Origin of the sequence: Nostoc sp. 'Peltigera membranacea cyanobiont' 232 (assembly GCF_002245985.1) — a bacterium.
Taxonomy (GTDB): Bacteria; Cyanobacteriota; Cyanobacteriia; order Cyanobacteriales; family Nostocaceae; genus Nostoc.
Window position 1 is genome coordinate 1 of the sequence record NZ_NOLK01000152.1, and the last position, 19,328, is coordinate 19,328.

Annotated in this window: 16 protein-coding genes and 1 pseudogene; 4 read left to right on the forward strand and 13 right to left on the reverse strand. The window is 42.8% G+C overall.

What is annotated here, in order from left to right:
• Positions 1–110 precede the first annotated feature (110 nt).
• The 12 genes from CDG79_RS32135 to gvpN form a co-directional block, all read right to left on the reverse strand.
• Positions 111–5,357: a GAF domain-containing protein gene (locus CDG79_RS32135; RefSeq protein WP_094345742.1), complete on the reverse strand. Its 5,247-nt coding sequence runs from the start codon at positions 5,355–5,357 to the stop codon at positions 111–113.
• 233 nt (positions 5,358–5,590) lie between these two features.
• On the reverse strand, positions 5,591–6,124 hold the full coding sequence (locus tag CDG79_RS32140) for a chemotaxis protein CheW (RefSeq protein ID WP_094345743.1): 534 nt from the start codon (positions 6,122–6,124) through the stop codon (positions 5,591–5,593).
• Between the two features lie 14 nt (positions 6,125–6,138).
• Positions 6,139–6,501, reverse strand: a complete 363-nt coding sequence (locus tag CDG79_RS32145) for a response regulator transcription factor (RefSeq protein ID WP_094345744.1) — start codon at positions 6,499–6,501, stop codon at positions 6,139–6,141.
• Positions 6,502–6,690: 189 nt separating this feature from the next.
• Positions 6,691–8,082: a response regulator gene (locus CDG79_RS32150; RefSeq protein ID WP_094345745.1), complete on the reverse strand. Its 1,392-nt coding sequence runs from the start codon at positions 8,080–8,082 to the stop codon at positions 6,691–6,693.
• 432 nt (positions 8,083–8,514) lie between these two features.
• Positions 8,515–9,213, reverse strand: a complete 699-nt coding sequence (locus CDG79_RS32160) for a gas vesicle protein GvpC (RefSeq protein ID WP_094345747.1) — start codon at positions 9,211–9,213, stop codon at positions 8,515–8,517.
• Positions 9,214–9,411: 198 nt separating this feature from the next.
• The gene (gvpA, locus tag CDG79_RS32165) at positions 9,412–9,633 is read right to left on the reverse strand and encodes a gas vesicle structural protein GvpA (RefSeq protein ID WP_012408764.1); all 222 of its coding nucleotides are present in this window, start codon (positions 9,631–9,633) and stop codon (positions 9,412–9,414) included.
• A gap of 203 nt (positions 9,634–9,836) precedes the next feature.
• Positions 9,837–10,526, reverse strand: coding sequence for a GvpL/GvpF family gas vesicle protein (locus tag CDG79_RS32170; RefSeq protein WP_094345748.1), 690 nt, complete (start codon positions 10,524–10,526; stop codon positions 9,837–9,839).
• Positions 10,527–10,655: 129 nt separating this feature from the next.
• Positions 10,656–12,479, reverse strand: coding sequence for an AAA family ATPase (locus CDG79_RS32175; RefSeq protein ID WP_094345749.1), 1,824 nt, complete (start codon positions 12,477–12,479; stop codon positions 10,656–10,658).
• 238 nt (positions 12,480–12,717) lie between these two features.
• The gene (locus CDG79_RS32180) at positions 12,718–13,467 is read right to left on the reverse strand and encodes a GvpL/GvpF family gas vesicle protein (protein ID WP_094345750.1); all 750 of its coding nucleotides are present in this window, start codon (positions 13,465–13,467) and stop codon (positions 12,718–12,720) included.
• Between the two features lie 36 nt (positions 13,468–13,503).
• Positions 13,504–13,938, reverse strand: a complete 435-nt coding sequence (locus tag CDG79_RS32185) for a gas vesicle protein K (protein WP_094345751.1) — start codon at positions 13,936–13,938, stop codon at positions 13,504–13,506.
• Entirely contained in the window at positions 13,925–14,275 is a 351-nt protein-coding gene (locus tag CDG79_RS32190) for a gas vesicle protein (RefSeq protein WP_094345752.1), read from the reverse strand. The genes CDG79_RS32185 and CDG79_RS32190 overlap by 14 nt, the downstream gene beginning before the upstream one ends.
• Positions 14,272–15,444: a gas vesicle protein GvpN gene (gvpN, locus tag CDG79_RS32195; RefSeq protein ID WP_094345753.1), complete on the reverse strand. Its 1,173-nt coding sequence runs from the start codon at positions 15,442–15,444 to the stop codon at positions 14,272–14,274. Before gvpN ends, CDG79_RS32190 begins: the two co-directional genes overlap by 4 nt.
• 214 nt (positions 15,445–15,658) lie before the next feature.
• On the opposite strand from gvpN, the gene CDG79_RS32200 reads away from it, so the two are divergent.
• The 4 genes and pseudogenes from CDG79_RS32200 (at position 15,659) to CDG79_RS32215 (ending at position 18,535) form a co-directional block, all read left to right on the forward strand.
• The gene (locus CDG79_RS32200) at positions 15,659–15,910 is read left to right on the forward strand and encodes a gas vesicle protein GvpG (RefSeq protein WP_094345754.1); all 252 of its coding nucleotides are present in this window, start codon (positions 15,659–15,661) and stop codon (positions 15,908–15,910) included.
• Between the two features lie 498 nt (positions 15,911–16,408).
• Positions 16,409–16,591, forward strand: a pseudogene (locus CDG79_RS32205) (IS5/IS1182 family transposase); the annotation flags it as partial.
• Between the two features lie 394 nt (positions 16,592–16,985).
• Positions 16,986–17,399, forward strand: coding sequence for a DUF3775 domain-containing protein (locus tag CDG79_RS32210; RefSeq protein WP_094345755.1), 414 nt, complete (start codon positions 16,986–16,988; stop codon positions 17,397–17,399).
• 344 nt (positions 17,400–17,743) lie between these two features.
• Complete coding sequence (locus tag CDG79_RS32215) at positions 17,744–18,535, forward strand: IS5 family transposase (RefSeq protein WP_094345756.1); 792 nt, start codon at positions 17,744–17,746, stop codon at positions 18,533–18,535.
• Positions 18,536–18,803: 268 nt separating this feature from the next.
• On the opposite strand, the gene CDG79_RS32220 is transcribed toward CDG79_RS32215, so the two are convergent.
• A partial coding sequence (locus CDG79_RS32220) for a sensor histidine kinase (protein ID WP_143855640.1) occupies positions 18,804–19,328 on the reverse strand: 525 nt, incomplete at its 5' end.

Here is a 19,328-nt window from a genome sequence, read left to right on the forward strand (position 1 = left end):
TGTGCAGGGGAGCAGGGGAGCAGGGGAGAGTTCAATGTGCCAAGTCCTCTGCCCCTCTGCCCCTCTGCCCCTCTGCCTTATCCTGAGAACAAATATTCACCACGACTTACTTAGTCAACTTTGAACTGGCTAACGCTGGTTTCCAGTTGTTGTGAAGTCATCCGTAGTTCCTCAAAAGACTCGGAAATGTGCATGGCACTTTCTGAAGTCTTGCGGGCGATCGCCGAAACATCCATCATTGCCTCTGTCAATATGTGAGATTGCTGACTTTGATGGGAAACTGCTTGGGTAATTCCTTGTACTAGTCCACCAATTTCGTTGGTAGCTACCACGATCGCACTTAGGGAATGACGAGTCTCATCGATCAAGTTCGAGCCTTGGACAACTTGGCTAATCCCTATTTCCATTGCTTCGGTAACTTCGTTGGTGCCAGCTTGAATTTCTTGCACGAGTCGCTCAATTTCTGTGGTGGCACTAGCCGACTGATAAGCCAGGGAACGAACTTCATCTGCAACCACCGCAAAGCCTTTGCCATACTCTCCAGCACGGGTAGCCTCGATGGCAGCATTCAGTGCCAGCAAATTAGTTTGAGTGGCAAAGTTTTCAATCAGACTCACTACTTTCGAGATTTTCTGAGAAGCTTCACCAAGGCGTTTAATCTTCTTCGCTGTTTCAGACACGGTTTCCCGAATCTCCAAAATGCCATCTACGGTTTTTTCCATCAGGGTATCACCAGCTTGGACGGTGTTATTAGCTCTTTGAACCGCTTGTCCGACTTTTTGGGCATCAGCAGCGACTATCTGGGTGGAAGTTACCATCATTTGTAATTGTTCCAGAGCGTGTTCGAGCCGTTCTGCCTGCTGTTGAGCTTGGTCAGATAGTTTCACTACTGAGATCGTGTTATTGCTGGAAGTTTCACTCACCCTACCAGCAGAAACCTGCACTTGTCGCACTAAATCTCGCAAACTTTGGATCGTAGTATTGTAACCATCGGCGATCGTCCCAATTTCATCTTCAGATAGGGGCGCTCGAACGGTAAGATCGCCTCTGAAGGATGGTTCCAAAGCCATGAGAACGCGTATTGCTCCTTGTTGGAGTTTTTCGCGGGCGGTACGTTCGCGCTCTGCTGCTTCTGCTAGTTGCTGCTCTTGAATACGCACCTGTGTTAGGTAATCTGCAAGATTCAGGGCAAGACCAATCTGGACGCTGGCTTGGTTGAGAACATCTTCCTCGGATTGCTCCCACTGGCGCGGTGCGCTATTTTGATAAACTCCCATCAGCCCCCATAGCCGATTTTCTTGGAAAATCGGAGAAATCATGTAGGCTTTAGTTCCCCACATCTCTAACAATTGAATGTGACATTCGTCATGACCGACAGTATATATATTGTCAACCCGCAAACTTTCTTTGCGGACATAACGCCCTCCTTGGTTGTACTGGAGATAAGTATCTCTAACTCTGGCAAGACTAGTTCCTACCAACTTAGGCCAATCCCCAGTCACAGACTCAACTACAAATTCTCCAGACCAATCAGGTTCAAAACGGTAAACTCCAACTCGATCTACTTTCAGCAGTTGCCGAAGTTCGTGGGTGGCAAACTGGACAAATTCCAGAACATTACCATTACTTTGGGCCATTTCTGTTAACCGACTTGGCAGGCGATAGGAAAATCGGGCGTTTGCTACTTCCCGTTCTGCCAGTTTGATCAGTTCCTCATTCTTGGTTAAGGTTTGTTGTAAGTATTGCGATTGCTGGACGGCAACCCCAAACTGCGTGCCGATTTTCGTTACCAAGTTAATTTCATTCTCTTGCCATTGCCGCGGCCCGCTATTTTGGTAAGCTCCTAACAAACCCCAGAGTTTGTTTCCGGCAATAATTGGGGTGATGATATAGGCTCTAATCTGGAATTGCTCTAGAATTTTCAAGTGGCACTGGGCATGACCAGCAGTGTGAATATCATTGACAACAAAAGTTTCATTGTTGCGATAGCGTCCACCTTGGGTTTGTTGTAGGTGTTCGTCTTCCCATACAGTCTTGATATCGGGGCCAACCAAAGCCACCCATTCCCGACTTACGGATTCGGCAATAAACTCACCACCCCAATCTGGATTGAAGCGATACACGGCTAGACGATCGCATTCCAAATGCGATCGCAATTCTGGTAAGGCATTGCGGAAAATCGTATCTAGCTCTTGAACTTGGCGGATTTTTTCTGCCAGCCGTGTCAATGCTCGTTCCCCTTCTGCGGTTCGCGCTAATTCTGCATTCTTCTTCTTGAGTTGTTCGATATACTTAATCTGTTGCAAGCCTATACCCATTTGCACAGCTATTTTTCGCAACAGTTGCACATCCTTAGATTTCCACTGCCGAGGGCCAGTATTTTGGTATGCTCCTATAAAGCCCCAGAGTTTGTTTCCAGTAAAGATCGGAGCGATCGCGTAAGCTTTGGCCTGGATTTTTTCTAATATCTCTAGGTAGCACTGAACGTGACCGACAGTGGAGATATCATTGACAACAAAGGTTTCATGATTGCGATAGCGTCCGCCCTGAGTTTCTTGTAAGTGTTCGTCCATCCAAATCGTTTTGATGTCGGAACCCCCTAAAGACAACCATTGATCTTTTACGGATTCGGCAATAAATTCCACACTCCAGTCGGGATGAAAGCGAAATACTGCTAGGCGATCGCACTGTAGTTGTTTGCGTAAACTTGGCAGCACATTCAGGAAAATTGTATCTGCCTCTTGAGCTTGACGGATTTTTTCCACCATCCCTGTCAGCACCTGTTCCTCTTCTGCTGCTCGCGCTAACTCTGTATTCTTCGTTTTCAGTTGTTCGATGTACTCTGCTTGCTGGACGCTTAACCCGAACTGAATGCCCAATTTGGTCACTAATCGCACCTCCTCGGAATTCCACTGGCGCGGGCCGCTATTTTGGTAAGCTCCTAATAAACCCCAAAGTTTGTTTCCAGCAAAAATCGGGGCGATGGTGTAGGCTTTAACCTGGAACTGCTCCAACAGGTCGATGTGGCACTGGGCATGACCAACAGTATAGATGTCATTGACGAAAAAAGTTTCATTGTTGCGATAGCGTCCGCCTTCGGTTTGCTGTAGGTGTTCGTCTTTCCATACGGTCTTGATATCGGGGCCAACCAGAGGCACCCAGTCAGTTCCGACAGATTCAGCAATAAATTCACCACTCCAGTCAGAGTTGAAGCGATATATTGCTAGGCGATCGCATTTGAACAACTGCCGCAATTCTGCCAAGGTAGTGCGGTAAATTGTTTCTGGGTGTTGGGAATGAAGCATTCTATCCGTCATTCGGGCGATGGCGTGTTCTACTTCAGCTACTTGTGTCATTTCGATATTTTTTAACCGTAGCTGTTCGATATATTCAGCCTGCTGGAGGGCAATGCTCAACGGTTCGCCAATCTGCAACAAAGCACCGATCTCTTCTTCAGTCCATTTCCGAACATCAGAATTCTGATAGGCTGCTAACAAACCCCAAAGATTACCAGCGCGGAAGATCGGAACATTAATGTATGCTTTGGCTTGGAACTTCTCTAATGTTTCTAAATAACAAGGTGAAAAACCAGCAGCAGAAATATCGTTGACTTTACGAAAACGCGTTCCTTTGGTGTACACTCCACCCTGGGTTTCCTTCAGGTAGGTATCGGCATCAGGTTTAATAGGGGAGGCATAATCCTTAATATTGCAACGCTCTGAAGATATCAGACCTGTTTTTAAAATGCTGTCTTGTTCCTGCATCTCCAACAGTGACGACCAACCAGCAGCCACAGATTCAGCAATCACTTCTCCACTCCAGTCTGGATAAACTTGATAAACGACAACGCGATCGCATTTTAAAAATCGCCGTAACTCTTGGGTGGTAATGCGGAAAAGGGTGCGAAGATCCGTTGCTTGCCCAATCTTTTCAATGATGCCGAAAACAGTACGTTCTCGTTCAACAAGTTTGGCTGACTCCTCAGAGCGGCGATAAAGTTGTTGCTGATATTGCACCTGTTGAATAGCAATACCAGACAGAGATGCAACCTGCACCATTAGGCGAACTTCACTATCTTTCCACTGACGAGGCTGAGAATTTTGATAGGCAGCCAGCAAGCCCCACAACTTTTCTCCCTGGAAGATGGCAACAATAATGTATCCTTTGGCTTGATAGGTTTCTAAAACTTTGATATAGCAGTCAGAAAAACCAGCACTGTAGATATCATTAGTGACTCGATAAATCTGTCCGCGATGGAAATTTTTGCCTTGGGTGTGCTGAATGTAGCTATCTACACTGGGCGATCGCCCTGTTGTCCCAGCCAATCCCCCTTCGTCTGCAAGGTTCCTCACACTGCAATAGTTAATGTTATTGACAATTGCTGGGTTGTTTCGCTGTTCTTCTAATAGAGAAACCCACTCAGATCCAACAGATTCAGCAACAAATTCCCCACTCCAATCTGGCTGGAAACGATAAACTGCCACGCGATCGCATTTTAAGGACTGTCGCACTTCTTGGGTGGCAACGCGAAAGATGGTATCCAAATCTTTGGACTGGAGAATTTTATTCGATACACCAACCAGAATTTGATCTTTTTCCACTTCTTGTTGCAAGGTAGCCTGAATCACGGCAACTTGCAGTTGCACTTCTAATTCCTGCGCGATCAATTTTAGTAACCGAATTTCAGCATTTTGCCACTGGCGAGCAGCAGTGCATTGCTGCACTACCAACAAACCCCAAACCCCATCTTTTGCTAAGATCGGCAAACTCACACAAGCTCTTACCTGAAACCGATCCACGAGCTGCTTTTGGTAAGGGGACAAGCCAGCAGTGTAGGTATCCGCGATCGCGACTAATTTTTCTTGTTGATAAAGTTTGGCAGAACCTAACCCAAAAATGACGGCGGGCAGTTTTTCCTTCAGCATTGGGGTAAAGCCATCCCTCATCCCCTCCGCAACAACTATCCCCAGTGTCGGATTCGTAAACTCATACAGCACCACGCGATCGGCTTGCAGGGCGCTTTGTACCTCCATGACAGCAGTAGCGAGCAAGGTATCTAGATCGGAAAATTGGCGGATTTTGCTAGCGATCGCCTGTACTTGCTCTACCTCTAATCCATCTCCTCCGTCTTGATATGGCAACACACTTAGCAATTCTTTTAACTTGCGGATTCTCTCTCGCAATGGCCCTGTTTCCACCCAATCAGCTTGATCCAGTTCAGTTCGCAATTCTTCTAGAGCGGAGGTGATTTGCTGTTTTTCTGGTACATCAACGGTATGCCCGTTATCGATTTCCTGATAACCGTTTCTGGGATTTGACTGAGGTTGGCTCGATCTAAGATTGTGTTGCGCTACCATGATCTTTCTTGCTATGAAGGTTGTCGGAGTTAAGGAGTAGAATGCAGAGCGAAGGCTACTTATACCAATTCAAAATTCAAAATTCAAAATTAAGAAAGGGATACAGAACAAGGCTTTGGAAGCGTGTATCTGGAGCATTCTTTTTTGAAATTGGTATTACTTTTCTAGAACGGCTTCAGCGTCCAGAAGCCTTTGTGCGTCTGCTTTCGGCGTTGTATAGGAAGCTCTGAACTTTAAAGAGGCTGGAGGGCTTGAATCACAACCTGGGTGTCAAGTAACATCAAAGGGCTACCTTGAGAATCCACAAAGTAACCCTGCAAGAACGAGCCTAGTCGTGCAGGTAACATCGATGTCGAAATCTCTAACCGCTCTTGGGGATCGTGAACTTCAATGGTATTGACTTGCTCTACCAACAGCCCGACGGTTTGATTCTGGACTTGAACAAGCATCGCCATGCCAGAGTTTCGCACACCTTCTTGCCGACACCAGTGTGTTGCTCCCAACAAAGCTGCTAAATCAAGAATCCAGATCGCTTCTCCCCGCCAATTCATTATGCCTAACAAGAATTCTGCTACCTGCGGTACTGGCAAAATCTCGGTCAGCGCAACCTGAATTACTCCTCGCAAATCAGCTAATGGGAGTAACCCATTTACCTTTCCATTCAACGGAAATCTTAAAAACCTCTGGTTGTTTCCTTGAGAAGAGTTTTCAAGTCGAAATTGGCTATTAATGGGTAGCGAAGAAAAGCTATCATTGCCCTGTAGCATTGCCCTAGTTTCCTTTAGCGAATAAATTTATTAACAGTCTGGAGCAAGGTATTTTCATCTACAGGTTTGACTAAATAGCCATCGGCACCACTCATAGTGCCCCAAGTTTTATCAACATCTGTATTTTTAGTTGAACAAATCACTACCGGGATTCCTTTTGTTGTCGGATCGGCTTTCAACTTGCGGCAGAACTCAAATCCACTTTGGCCTGGCAAAATTAAATCCAGTAGAATCAAGTCAGGTTTTTGTTGTTTCAACCTGAGTTGAGCCTCTTCACCACTGCGAACTTCATAAACTGAATATCCTCCTTGCTCTAGGTAACGTGTCATCTTTTCGGATTCTGTGAGACTATCTTCAACTAAAAGAACTTTTTTCATTTTTTCCTAACTATTTTATTCAGAATTTGAAAAATGATTGCGTTTATTTCCTAACTATTTAATTCAGGATTTGAAAACTAATTGCGACAAATGAATTAACACCAACCCAGATATAGAAAGCAATTTTCAATCCAAAATCTTTTTTGAAAATGGATGTAGGGGAGCCACTGACATGACTACCGCTTCAACCTAAACGCTTAAATACTTGTGAAGCACATTGAGTACTTTCTCTGCTTCTACAGGTTTACCCAAAAAGTCAGTTGCCCCTACTAATTTTGCTCGCATCCGATCTACTATTCCATCTTTACCCGTTAAGATGACAACGGGCACATTTTTGAGACTTGGAGTTTTACGGATTTGAGAACAAATTTCATAGCCATTCACTTTTGGCATCAACAGATCCAAAAAAATGAAGTCGGGCTTGGTTTTAATTAGGTTTAAAACTGCCGTCAAGGACTCTTGAATGCCAACAAAGCGATAACCTTGATGGGTGAGAATTTCCTCCAAACTGCGACAGATCATCGGACTATCATCCACACAGGCTACTAAAGGTCTTGAGACATCAATAATTGCTTTACTAGCCGCTGGGGGCGCAACTTGTATAACAGTCTTCTCTTCGACTTTGATTGTGGGTTTATTTTTGTTTCCGGCTGCTGGGGGAGCAACTTGTATAACAGTCTTCTCTTCTTTCTTCAGTGAAGAATTAGAATTATTAACTCCACTGGACGGACTGACAATTTCTTTGCCAGTCGCTGGGGAAGCAACTTTGTTGAAATTGGGTGCAACTTGTATAATAGTGTCCTCTTCTATTTTCAGTGAAGAATTGGAATTATTAACTCTACTGGACGGGTTGCCAGTTTCTTGACTAATCCTAAGCTTTGGAGTAGGTGAAAAAACGATCGCCCCTGCTTTTACGAATTGCATTAATAACCGAGTCAAAGCTAAGACATCCCGACCGCTTTTTTGCCCTAGACCTCGTAAAGTTTTTGTGCCATCAACTAGAGCAATAATCTGTTTAGAGGATGCTTGTCCTTGGAGTAGCTCAATTTGTTGAATGATCGGAAATAAATTGGGCGAGCAAGTAGCCAGTCCTGCATCTCGCCATTCTTGCCAGGCTTGTGTAGCCTTTTTCAAGACTTCCTCAGTTGGTATTACAGCTAGGAGAACCCCAGGAACTTCACCAACAACGGTAGTATGTGACAACTGCCCTGCTGGATTGTCGCCATTTCTTTTGGCTTCAATGTACTGCATTATATCAAACAGGACTTCAGCTATTGAGCTTGCAATGAGGTTAACAAGTTGTTGTTGTTCGATTAATTTTTGTTCTCGCAACTTAGCAAGAATGGAATACTCGCGATAATTTTCCTGGGGAGAGACAAGCCGTTCCAACTGTGTCACATCCAGATTAGAACAGTACCGCAACAAGTGTCGTCGCCATCGCTCATCGGCATTAGAACCGCCAGCCTGCCAAATTAATCGTCCTAAACGAAAATATAGCGTCCAAGTGGGCCCATCCCTTGCTTCAAGATTCAGCCTGCCTGTAAATAATTTAGTTTGAAGTTGCTCGATCAATTGATTCACAATGGATCGCACCTCCTTATATATCTTGAGTTTTGCATTTATATTTAGAATTTCTCAAACAATCCAGCTTACTAACTTCATTGTGCGATTGCCAATAGCACAGTTCAAAACCTTGATTGAGCTACCCCAGCTTGTTATATCCCTTTCCAATCTGGATATTTTTAAAGTTCAAAGCCGGAAGCTTGAACAAAGATTTAAGCTCTTTTTCTAATTATTAATAGGTTAACTTTTTGCAATGTTACATCTACTGAGCAAATTGCTTGTATAGATGGAGTTGCAATACAGACCTGAAAAAGATGGAAATGTTGAATACTACAAAGCATAGACAAGCTTTAATGCTTATCGGTTGTGTACTCTGCTGCTTAAGGCGACAGATACAAGCGATCGCCAGCTAGTCTGCAAATACAAAAAATGAGCTTGAATGTAAGTTTGTCAATAAATTGCTTGTTGCCGAATAAAGTATTGGCGATCGCGTTGTTCTAGTACCCCTTGCTTGATCAAAGAGCGCAGGATATCTATCGTTTGCACCCGGCTTAAGCCTATCACCTCTTCAATTTCTATCAGAGTAGCTCCTTCAGCTTGCTGAATGTATTGCTGCACTTTAGATTTAACAGTATCTGCATTCAAGGCAGGCACTTTCTTAGTCATCGTATTGGCAGAAGGACGAAAACCATTGGCTTTAATTGCAGAACGGGGGATTGACCATTTTGGAACTGTTACAACTAATTTCTCTTCTTTAGCACGAGTCGGTGAAACAGCTTGTTCATGACTGTAATCGCCCCAAACACTGTTATGTAAGATTGCCCGGAAATTTTGCAAGTTTTGGAATAATGCCTGAGCCTTTGCTGCCCGCTGTTGGCGGTATTCTTGCTGGCGTTGCCAAACATCTGTTTTTATTTGTAATATTTCCAATTGCCGCTCTACAATCTCTTGCTGAAATTGTTGCTGTTGTAACTTTCTGTTGTTGTCAAGGCTGGTAACAAAACTGCTCAATTCTTGATGAAGCATATCTGCTTGCATCTGAAATTCTTGTTGAGTTAGCTGTTTCCACTGGTTAAGTTTTTGACGGCGTTCAGCGGTTATTTGCAATCGCTGCGATCGCTCTTGTTCCCATAAATTATTGAGAGCCATCAGCTGAAATCTCCTATTTTGTTAACTAGAAATATTAAATAAGCTGTTACGCATTTAATTTATACATTTACCTGATGACTGATGACAGATGACTATTAACCGTCAATAGTCATCTGTCAACAACCATCAAGAGTGTTTATATACTTTAGACGCGCATCAGCTTAGAAGCCATAAAGACTCCCTTTTTCTAATGTGGTGTTAAGCAGCAGATGGAACAGCAGCCTGGGATGTTAAACCAACTGCCTCGGCATATCTTAAGTAAGTTTCGACTGAAGCAATGACAATCCGAGCTTCTATTGATAGCAGTTCAATACCAACTAAAGAAACACGTACCCAAGCATCAATTACAATTCCTTTGTCCAAAATACGGTCAATAACTTCAGCCAGACTTGAAGATGAGTTAACTTTTTCAACAGCCATTTTCTTTTGCTCTCACAACTCTAATTATTGATTTCATCCTGCTCTGATTGAGCAGTAGGTAAAACTTACACAATGTGTTTTATTCTTCCTGAGTTTAGTGTTCCCAAAAATATAAGATAAATATAAGAAAATAAAAAATTAAATAAAAAACTAGATCCTCTTTATTCTTTCTGGGAAAACTTTAAATATTATTTTTTATGAATTTATATGAGAGTATCTTTGAGAAAATGATACGCTGGTAGAGGTTCGCTGAGTGCCAATTGCCAGTGCGAGCATTGTACTTGCCAAAGGGAAAACATCTGCGTACTGAGCGTTGAATCGTTGCGCTGTGCCAAAAAGTGGATTTGCCGCACATCTGACTGTCGAGTTTCACAGATAACATTTATATATGTTTTGAGAATTAACTCGTTCAAGAGTTCCCACTGTTCGCATTGTTGTGTTTGAAATGCTTGCTGTGTTTGGTAGCGTTGTTTTTTAGCCAATAGATAGGCTTTTCCCTTGGCATCAATAGTTTCAGAATCGTCAAGCAAATCACAGGGTGTCATTTTTAAAGTGTACTCAACTTTGTCTGCTAGCTGAGTTAGGGCTTCTAGATATTGCTCTTGGTGCTTTTCTAGATGATTCAGCAGTTTTTCTACAGAGGTAAAACCCCTCCCAAAGCGTAGGGGAAGAAGGGGAGTTTGTTGAAAAAGTTCTCGAATTACGCGATCGTGGTTTAATACAGCTTGAAGTAAACGCTCATCCGTTGCCTGTATTGCCTCCAGTGAGATTTCCGGCTCTACGATCGCGGCTAATCCAGAAGAGTAAACAAGTTCAATATTCCTTTCCATCCCGAAGGGTAGAACAAGCGGTGATGCGATCGGTACTAGAAGAGCATAGGCGTATATTGACATAAACTTGGGATACTTATTAAGTAATTAAGTCTGTATAAATACTGAACTTCTGCGTTTTTTGCGGGCTTATAGATCCCCGACTTCTTAAAGAAGTCGGGGATCTATAAGCCCTCATAATACGATGAACCACTATTCAGATTGATGCTGATTAGCAAGCATTTGGTATGTAGCTTGGAAATCATCATTTGTAATCTGAATCAAGCTGGAGTCAGTCAATCCTTGGGCGCGGTATCGACGAATTGCGCTTAAAGCAGCTTGATTGCTCAACAAAGCCAAGTCTGCTCCATTCCAACCTTCGGTAACTGTCGCCCAGATTTCTAAATCGACATCAACCAAGGGACGATCTAGATTGTGAACTCCTAAAATCGCTAATCGGCTGGCTCGATCTGGTAGATCGATTTTTATTTGTAAGTCCAATCTTCCGGCTCTGAGTAAGGCAGGATCGAGCGCTTCTGGACGATTGGTTGCTCCTACTAACAGTACTTTCGGGCATTCATGCAACCCATCTAGTTCGGTGAGCAATTGACCGACAACGCGATCGCTAACTCCAGAATCACCAGTGAATCGTCCCCGTGCTGGTGCTAAGGTATCAATTTCATCTATAAACACAACGCAAGGAGCTGCTTGCCGAGCTTTGCGAAAGAGTTCTCTAACTGCCTGTTCTGCGGCACCTACCCATCGGCTGAGTAATTCCGGGCCATTCACAGCAATAAAGTTGGCTCTAGCCTGGGAAGCGATCGCTTTTGCAAGTAATGTTTTTCCCGTTCCCGGCGGCCCCCACAATAGAATCCCACGGGGAGGCTTGGCTTTGGTTTGCTCGTATAGTTCGGGATAGAGGAGTGCGCCCTCTACAGATTCTTGAAGTTTTTGTTTCACATCATCCAAACCACCAATGTCATCCCAACTTACACTAGGTGCTTCAACTGCTACAGCCCTGAGAACTGAGGGTTTTATCTCCTTAATTGCTTCGAGAAAATCCTGCTGCATGATAGTCATGTTCTCAGGAATGGGACTGTTGAGCGAGGGGACTTGACGACGCAGGGCAATGTAGGCTGCTTTTTGACAAAGAGCTTTGATATCGGCACCAACAAAACCGACAGCCAAATCGGCGATCGCTCCTAAATTAACCGAAGTCTCCAAGGGCATGGCACTTGTCAAAATCGTCAGAATTTCCAATCGTCCATTGCGATCGGGAACCCGAAATTGAACTTCGCGATCGAAGCGTCCCGGACGACGCAGCGCGGGATCGAGATAATCAGGACGATTTGTTGCCGCTAATACAATTACGCCCTCAGTTTTGGCAAACCCATCCATTAACCCAAGCAACTGCGCCACTAGTCTTTTTTCAACTTCACCTTCCACTTGGCTGCGATCTGGGGCAAGGCTATCAATTTCGTCAATAAATATCAAACAGGGAGCAGAACGAGTTGCTTTCTCAAAAATACTTCGCAAACGAGCTTCTGCTTCCCCGTAATACTTGCTCATCACCTCTGGGCCATTGATGGCAATGTAGTTTAACTCTAACTCTTCTGCCAAAACACGGGCTGTTAAAGTTTTTCCCGTACCGGGCGGGCCAACAAGCAAAACCCCACGCGGAGGCTCTAACCCTAATTTAACCAATAAATCTGGACGTTTAAGTGGAATTTCAACTAACTCTCTGATTTCTTGGAGAACATCAGCCAAGCCGCCGATACCTTGCCAAGAAGCTTTTGAGTTCGTCCGAGCTGATGGGGGGGTGACATCAGCATCATCCATTGGTGTAGCTGCATCGGTGGAATTGGATCTGACTCGGCTGGAACTACTTGTTCTCGGAATATTGCCTTTCCGGGGAATACTACTGAGATTATGAGACCGAATTTGAATAGAAGTTTTTAACTCCCCTTTCTCTACTTTTTCTTCTAAAGCTTTGGCAATTTCTAATAGGTGTTCAAATCCTTTAAATATGTCGTCCATTGATTTTACTTAAATAAAAGGCAGAGAAAAATTTAATTTCCAATTTAATTAGGACTTACGCACTGAAGCCTGAAACTTTGATCCCCCCTAACCCCCCTTAAAAAGGGGGGAAGTATGAAGCCCCCTTTTTAAGGGGGTTGGGGGATCAGAGTGCGTAAGTCGTGTTCCAAAAAAATTAAAATTTTCAATAATTTTTCATTCTCAATTTTTATTGTTATTCAACAGGGAGAGGAATTAATCAGTTGGAAGTGGTTAATCGAAGACGAGCAAAGTTATATGGGGCAGTGAAATTGTTGTAGCGAATTCGCAAACGGTTTTCAAATTGGCGATCGAGTGCTTCAACGTGTTCGCTAAATTGTGATTCTGCTTCCCAAGGAATTAGGTAGGCTGAATTGTAGATCATTGTGTCCATTTGGGGAGTATTTTCTACCACTTCGATCGCAATGGAGTTGAGTATGCCTTTAAATACATCGATGATGCCTTGCTTGCGATCGTTCATTCCCTGTTCGATGGTTTGCCCTATTTGGATTACCCGCTCCATACTCAAGGGTTGACCTACTAGTTTATCCCTTTCGGTTTTGAGATTTGGGTGTTCTGCCAATAGTCCCTGAATTTCTGCCTCGATATCCCAAAAAACTTTGACACTAACTTCTCGGCAACCCGATAACTTTGCAAGCAATTGCGTCAATTCTTCTTGATGGGGACGAATTAATTGCTGTGAAACCGTTTCCCAGCTTGAAACCAAAAGTCCAAATTGCACGGGTAGTAAATAGCGATCGCCTCCTTGCATGATCTCCTCAAGGACTTTTTCATGACTTAGCAGGTTACGACGGCTGGCCAAATAACGCTCTTGCTGTGCTTCCGAGTAGATGACTGCAAAATCATCCAAAATTTTAATTTGTACGGGTTGCCGATCTAAGCCCTCTAAATTTAAATTTTGTGGAGCAGGCAAGGTCAAAATTCCATAAATGTAAAAGCCATAACTCATAAAAATGTCTTACCAAGAAGAATGTAGATAAAAAAGTTACAGGGGTTTAGAAGTGAGTACTAATCTTAACTTGGCATGAACTAAGCTTAACTGAGCCAGTCCTAAATCCAAGTCACCTTCAACCACAACACCTGTATTTAATAGGCGATCGAGAAGTTCTAAAATAGAAGGTTGACTAGAGGTTTCACCGGGGTAATATCCTCCAGATTGGGGAAGTAAATTTCCCATTTCACCCAAGTTAATATTTAGATCGGCTGGGTCAACATCAAATATCTCGCAAAGTTTAACAACCTGTTGTTCAAGCTTTTGTAGGCTTTCGGAAGCTCGATCTAGTTCAGAGTCGCTGAGGTTGCCAGCATCCATTCGCCGAATCACCTGAGCTTCCATGAGTTGGCGTATCAGTTCAACAACCGTCAGTAACAACGGTGCTAAACCGGAATCGGAACCTTTTGATTTGCTAATCGCCTGCATTCTGATGATTATTAGGATTAAGTACTTTGAGCGATTGCAGTTCTGTTTCTAGACTGGCAAGACGCTCTTGAAGTTGTTGATTAGTTGCTAATAAAGTGCGAGTTTGACTATTAAGATAGGGGTCGCTCTCCCACCAATTAATTCCAATCTCTTTGGCTTTATCAACAGAAGAAATCAACAAACGAATCCGAATGTTGAGCAGTTCTGTGGAGCCTACGGAAATAGAAATATCTCCTGCGATAACAATGCCTTTATCTAGAACCCGTTCTAGAATATCTGCCAAGGTAGAACCTTGAGTTGATGTGGTGATCGCTCCCCGATTAGTATTAGTACTCATTTGTTTATTAAATGGCCAGAATCAAGAGCAACTGTTTGTGAGATGTTCGGCGACTCGGCATTGCCCTGCATTTGGACTAATACTCCCTGTTCTCTGAGAGACTTGAGTGCAGCCACAATTTGACTGCGATCGATCCCTAGTTCTACTGCCAATTCAGAGAAACGCCTTCCTGGAGAATTACACAGGTAGCTGTAGACTTCATGCTCGTAAGGTACTCGCTGTTCCAATACAATCTGATTTTGGTTGTTTGGTATTATCTCTGACGACTGAGGTTGAGTATTTATACTATGATAAAATTCACTTAAAACCTCTTCCAGTAGCCGAGTTGCTTCTATGAGAGGTTGATTCGTGCGAGAAAGCAGGATATCGGCACAAATATCTTGGAAGCTAGGATCTCCAGGGTTTACGGAAATTTCGTGTTCGTGGCAGATTTTGGCAATCATCAGACAGGAACGCAATCCACCGCCCTGTCCAGAGCCAGATCGACTCCAAAACGTCCGTACTAAGCGGACAATTACTTCTGCTTTCTCAGAATCTATACCTGTTTTATGAACTACAATTTCCTGCTGACTCAGTTCATCAGGTGTAGGCATATCGATGGTAATAACACGATCCATCAAAGCATCCTGAGTTGCATGAACTCCACAATACTCTTGAGGATTTGATGTTAAGATTGCCCGAAACTGAGGATGAACCCGGATATACTCGGCTCGATGTTGGTTTGTTGGTAATACTAACAACCTCTCCTCAAGTACGGAGAGTAAAACGTTATTTACCTCCGGGTGCGATCGATTGAATTCGTCGTAAACCAGCGTAAATCCTTCTTTACAAGCTAGGGTTAATCGTGCATCAACCCAATGTTGTCGGAGTTCATCCTCAACCTTGACAACGCTGTGGATGAAGTTATCAACAACCTTTTTACGGGTATAACCTAATTGATTACCAATCAAGTCTGAGGTTTTAAACTCATCATCTCCAAATAAGAGGATGATCGGCTGGTTGAGCAAATCAGCTAGATGCATTGCCAGAGTAGTTTTTCCGACTCCGGCTGAACCACGTAAATGTATTGAAAAACCTGACTGTAGATAGCGCAAAGCACGTTGAGCGATGCGTTGAACCGCAGGTGTATTGACAAATCGCTGGGGAGATGCATTTAATACTGTTGTCAAACTCTAAGTACCTCCTCAATAGTAATGTGTCATACAAAAGTATTTTTTATTACATTGCAAATATAAAATACAGATGTCAATCAGCCTTAACTGGACTCAAATCCAACGGATTTTGGCATTAACACAAGACTAGTAATGTTTAATATTTATGTCATCAGCATGATTACGGTGTTGAGAGGATACCTTTAAGAAGTCCACACAAGTGTAAAGCAATATGGTTCTGCGCTTCTTACTATTACCGATTACTGGCCCATTAATGGGGGTAACGTGGCTTGGGGAAAAAATTTTAGAACAGGCGAGTACTGAAATTGATGATAAAGAAAATCTCAGCAAGCAACTTCTTGCACTCCAACTTGCTTTTGATATGGGAGAAATTCCTGAAGAAGAGTTTGAAATTCAGGAAGAAGCTCTTTTATTAGCGATTCTCGAAGCAGAACAGGAGGAACGCGATCGGACACAAGGGTAGTGAATCGAATGGCACTAAAAAAAGCTCTAAGCTATGCAGAATAAGGGCTACAGGTTTAATGCTCACTCCCGCAGTAATGGCAGGGAGCAATGCGATTTTGTGAGGTGAGGCAGGAGGCAGAGGGCAGGAGGCAGGAGGCAAGAGACAGAAGGGTTTTAAGACTTAATCTTTTGAATGCTTGACACTAAAATTCCTTGAAACCTATCGACTTCTTCCAAAACAGGAATAAATAGTTCAGGTGATGCTAATCCGACTTCCTTAGAAATAATCAACTGAGTATCAAGTTCAAGGGAGCGAACCTAAAGCAATGTGTAGAAATTGGATATATGAGGAGGCAGGAGTTGAAAGGCAGGAGGCAGGAGGTAAAAATAAGACCTTGTTATCGGTTTGATATCTGAAAAAATAGTTGTTTCTTTCCTTCTGCCTTCTGCCCCCTGCCCCCTGCCTCCTGCCTCCTGCCTTGAACACAGAATTCTCACAAAATCGCGTTGCCCCCGTGTTGAGCATAGTTTAGCTCATATTGGTCAGTGGCAAACAGACCAATCTCGCTATATTGGACTACGCAAAAACCTTTTTGACCTCCGAAGAATGGCTGTTGTTCACAATCTTCATGTCCTCGCTCGTATGTCCCACATTACACCAGAACAATTATCCATTTTATCTGCTTCACAGTCTAATTAATTTGTCAATACTTTCTACTGGACTGGCGCTCTAGACCTTGCTTACGCTGTCATTGATGGTATTCAAGCTAGGGAGAAAGAGGAAACTACAGTACAGAACGTGTCAAATTTAACTCCAATTCTTCAGGTGAAATTTTCGTTACATAGTTATAAATTTTCCTACCTACCTACTTACACAATTAAGAAAATTAAGAAAAAATACTCTAGCTCTAGTGAGATCCTGTTACATATATTAATTTTTGTAATAAACTCAAACACTATAAACTTATTTTATACATTTCAAACTTGAAGAAATACTTAATCTCAACCACCCATCTGTCATTCTCTATAAAGTACAGATTAAGGGCTGATCAATATTCGTCCTTATTCACTATGATTTTAGCTTGAAGATAAATATGAATTTTTTATTAATTAGTAAAGTATATAAAATCATTGAGCTTGCTGAATTAATCTATTCCCCAAAGTCATCAGATATACTGTTTGGGAAAGTAAATATACCAGAAACTTTTCTAGACAAATTGTCTAATTATTTAGAAGATTTTGAAATGACAGGAAGAACATCAATCAGAGTACTACATAAATATGTAGACGATTTTTCTTCAGAAGAAAAAGGACAAGTTATAGCCCTTATCTGGCTTGGTCAATATGTATCCTGTGAACAACCATCAGACTTAAACGATTTAATTGCACAAGCACTACATCTCATCCCTCAAAACTATACAACTAGTTATATTATCGAAAAGGCTTTCCTAGCTAAATATCTTCGCTCTGGGCTGAAAAAAATAAATAATAATCACTGCAACAATTAAATTGAGTAGCTGCGTGCGGTCTTTTCTATCTAATAGCAGCTTTTAATGATGATGTCGCTCCTTCTTTGAAGATATACGACTCAGAAATATGGGAGCATCCCAATTTTGCCAAAATAAAATTTGTAGCATCTTGCTCCCTAATGTCCAGGAAGCGGGCTAGAAGCCCGCACTACCAAAAAATAAATTTACACATTTGGGATGCTCCCAGAAATGCAAAATAGAGTGGATATTTTGGTTGAGCAGAAAACTCATAACTAAGAGGATGTTTTAAAAGTGGGGGGCTATTGTAAGAAAGCTCACAAGGCTTATGCTGAGATTTGTAGATAACAGCACCTTATGAGCGAATGATTAAAGCATACCGTAGCAATTTGACATGGGAACAGTGGGAATTAATTTCCGACCTGTTCCCAGAAGAAAAACTGGGTGGTCGTCCACGGAAATTAGCATTATTTGCAGTGGTGAATGCGATTCTTTATGTTCTGTGTGAGGGGTGTACATGGCGAGGCTTACCAGGGGATTTTCCCACATGGTCAACAGTTTATGGTTATTTCTGGAGATGGGGTAGAGATGGTACATGGTTGAAAGTCCACGACCAACTCTATAGATGGGTGAGGGCAGACGCTCTGCGTGAACCTAGCCCATCAGAAGCCGCAGTTGATAGCCAATCAGTGGAAACGGCAACGATGATATCTATCGAAGTGGGCTATGACGCAGGAAAAAAGATACATGGACGCAAACGACATCTGAGCGTAGATATGTTAGGGCTAGTTTTAAGGGTTTTGGTTACTGCTGCTAGTGTTCCAGAACGTGAGGGAGGGAAGAAAGTTCTGCAACAAGTTCATCAAATGGGGTATAAGGTCAAACGTTTAAATACAATTTGGATGGATGGAGGATATCGGGGAGAAGATTTTATGCACTGGGTAATGGATATGTTTCGGTGGATTGTTGAAATCGTTCTCAGACCCTTGGAGAAGAAAGGTTTTGTTTTATTACCAAAACGGTGGGTGGTGGAAAGAACATTTGGATGGCTTAACTGGTGTCGGCGGTTGAGTAAGGATTATGAACGGCTTCCCCAAACTTCAGAGACTTTCATTTATATAGCAATGATTCGTATTATGGTCAGACGACTAGCATGATTTTTGACTAGCTTTGACTTTTAAAACATCCTCTAATAACATCTCTAGCGTTGTTAAATAGTTAAGTTCTAACCTTGGTTCCCGTTATGCTTTGGAAATATTAACATATAGTTGATTTTTAGCAAGTCTAAACATTTTGGTAGTGGTAAATATATAGTGATAATAGAGATTTAGTAAGTAAAATTATTTATTTTTAGCTTTGGATAAAAAGACTAGAAAAATAGTTGGAGTTTACATAGGTGAGCGCAGCAAAGATGGAGCTAGAGGATTATGTAGTGAGGAGAGGGGAGGAGGCTAAGGGTAAATCAATTGAGAACACACATCCTTGATGGGGGACATCGCGAACTGAGAGTATACCCTTGTTTAGCGACACGGCGCGTCGTGAAATTGTAAGCCCAATCCCTAATCCTGATTTATCTGTTCCCATCTGAGAAAAAGCCTTAAAAAGTTCTTCCACTTCACCAGGCGGGAGTCCTCCACATTGATCCTCTATTTCAAGCAAAACACGCGCACCTACAGCCTTACCGCGTATCCATACAATCCCACCCTGCTTCGTGAACTTAATGGCATTTTGAACCAGATTCGATAGGGCAGATATTATTAGGTGACGATCTATTAAAACCTCCAATTCAGGCGCTACCTCAACACGCACCTCAATTGATTTCCCACTTGCTTCAAACCATGCAGTAGCCTCAACTTCACTGACTAGGTGAATAACTCGACATCTCTGATATTGTCCGGTTGATTCGTTCCGCAGTCGCACCTCAACAAGTGAACGATCAATAATGTCTCT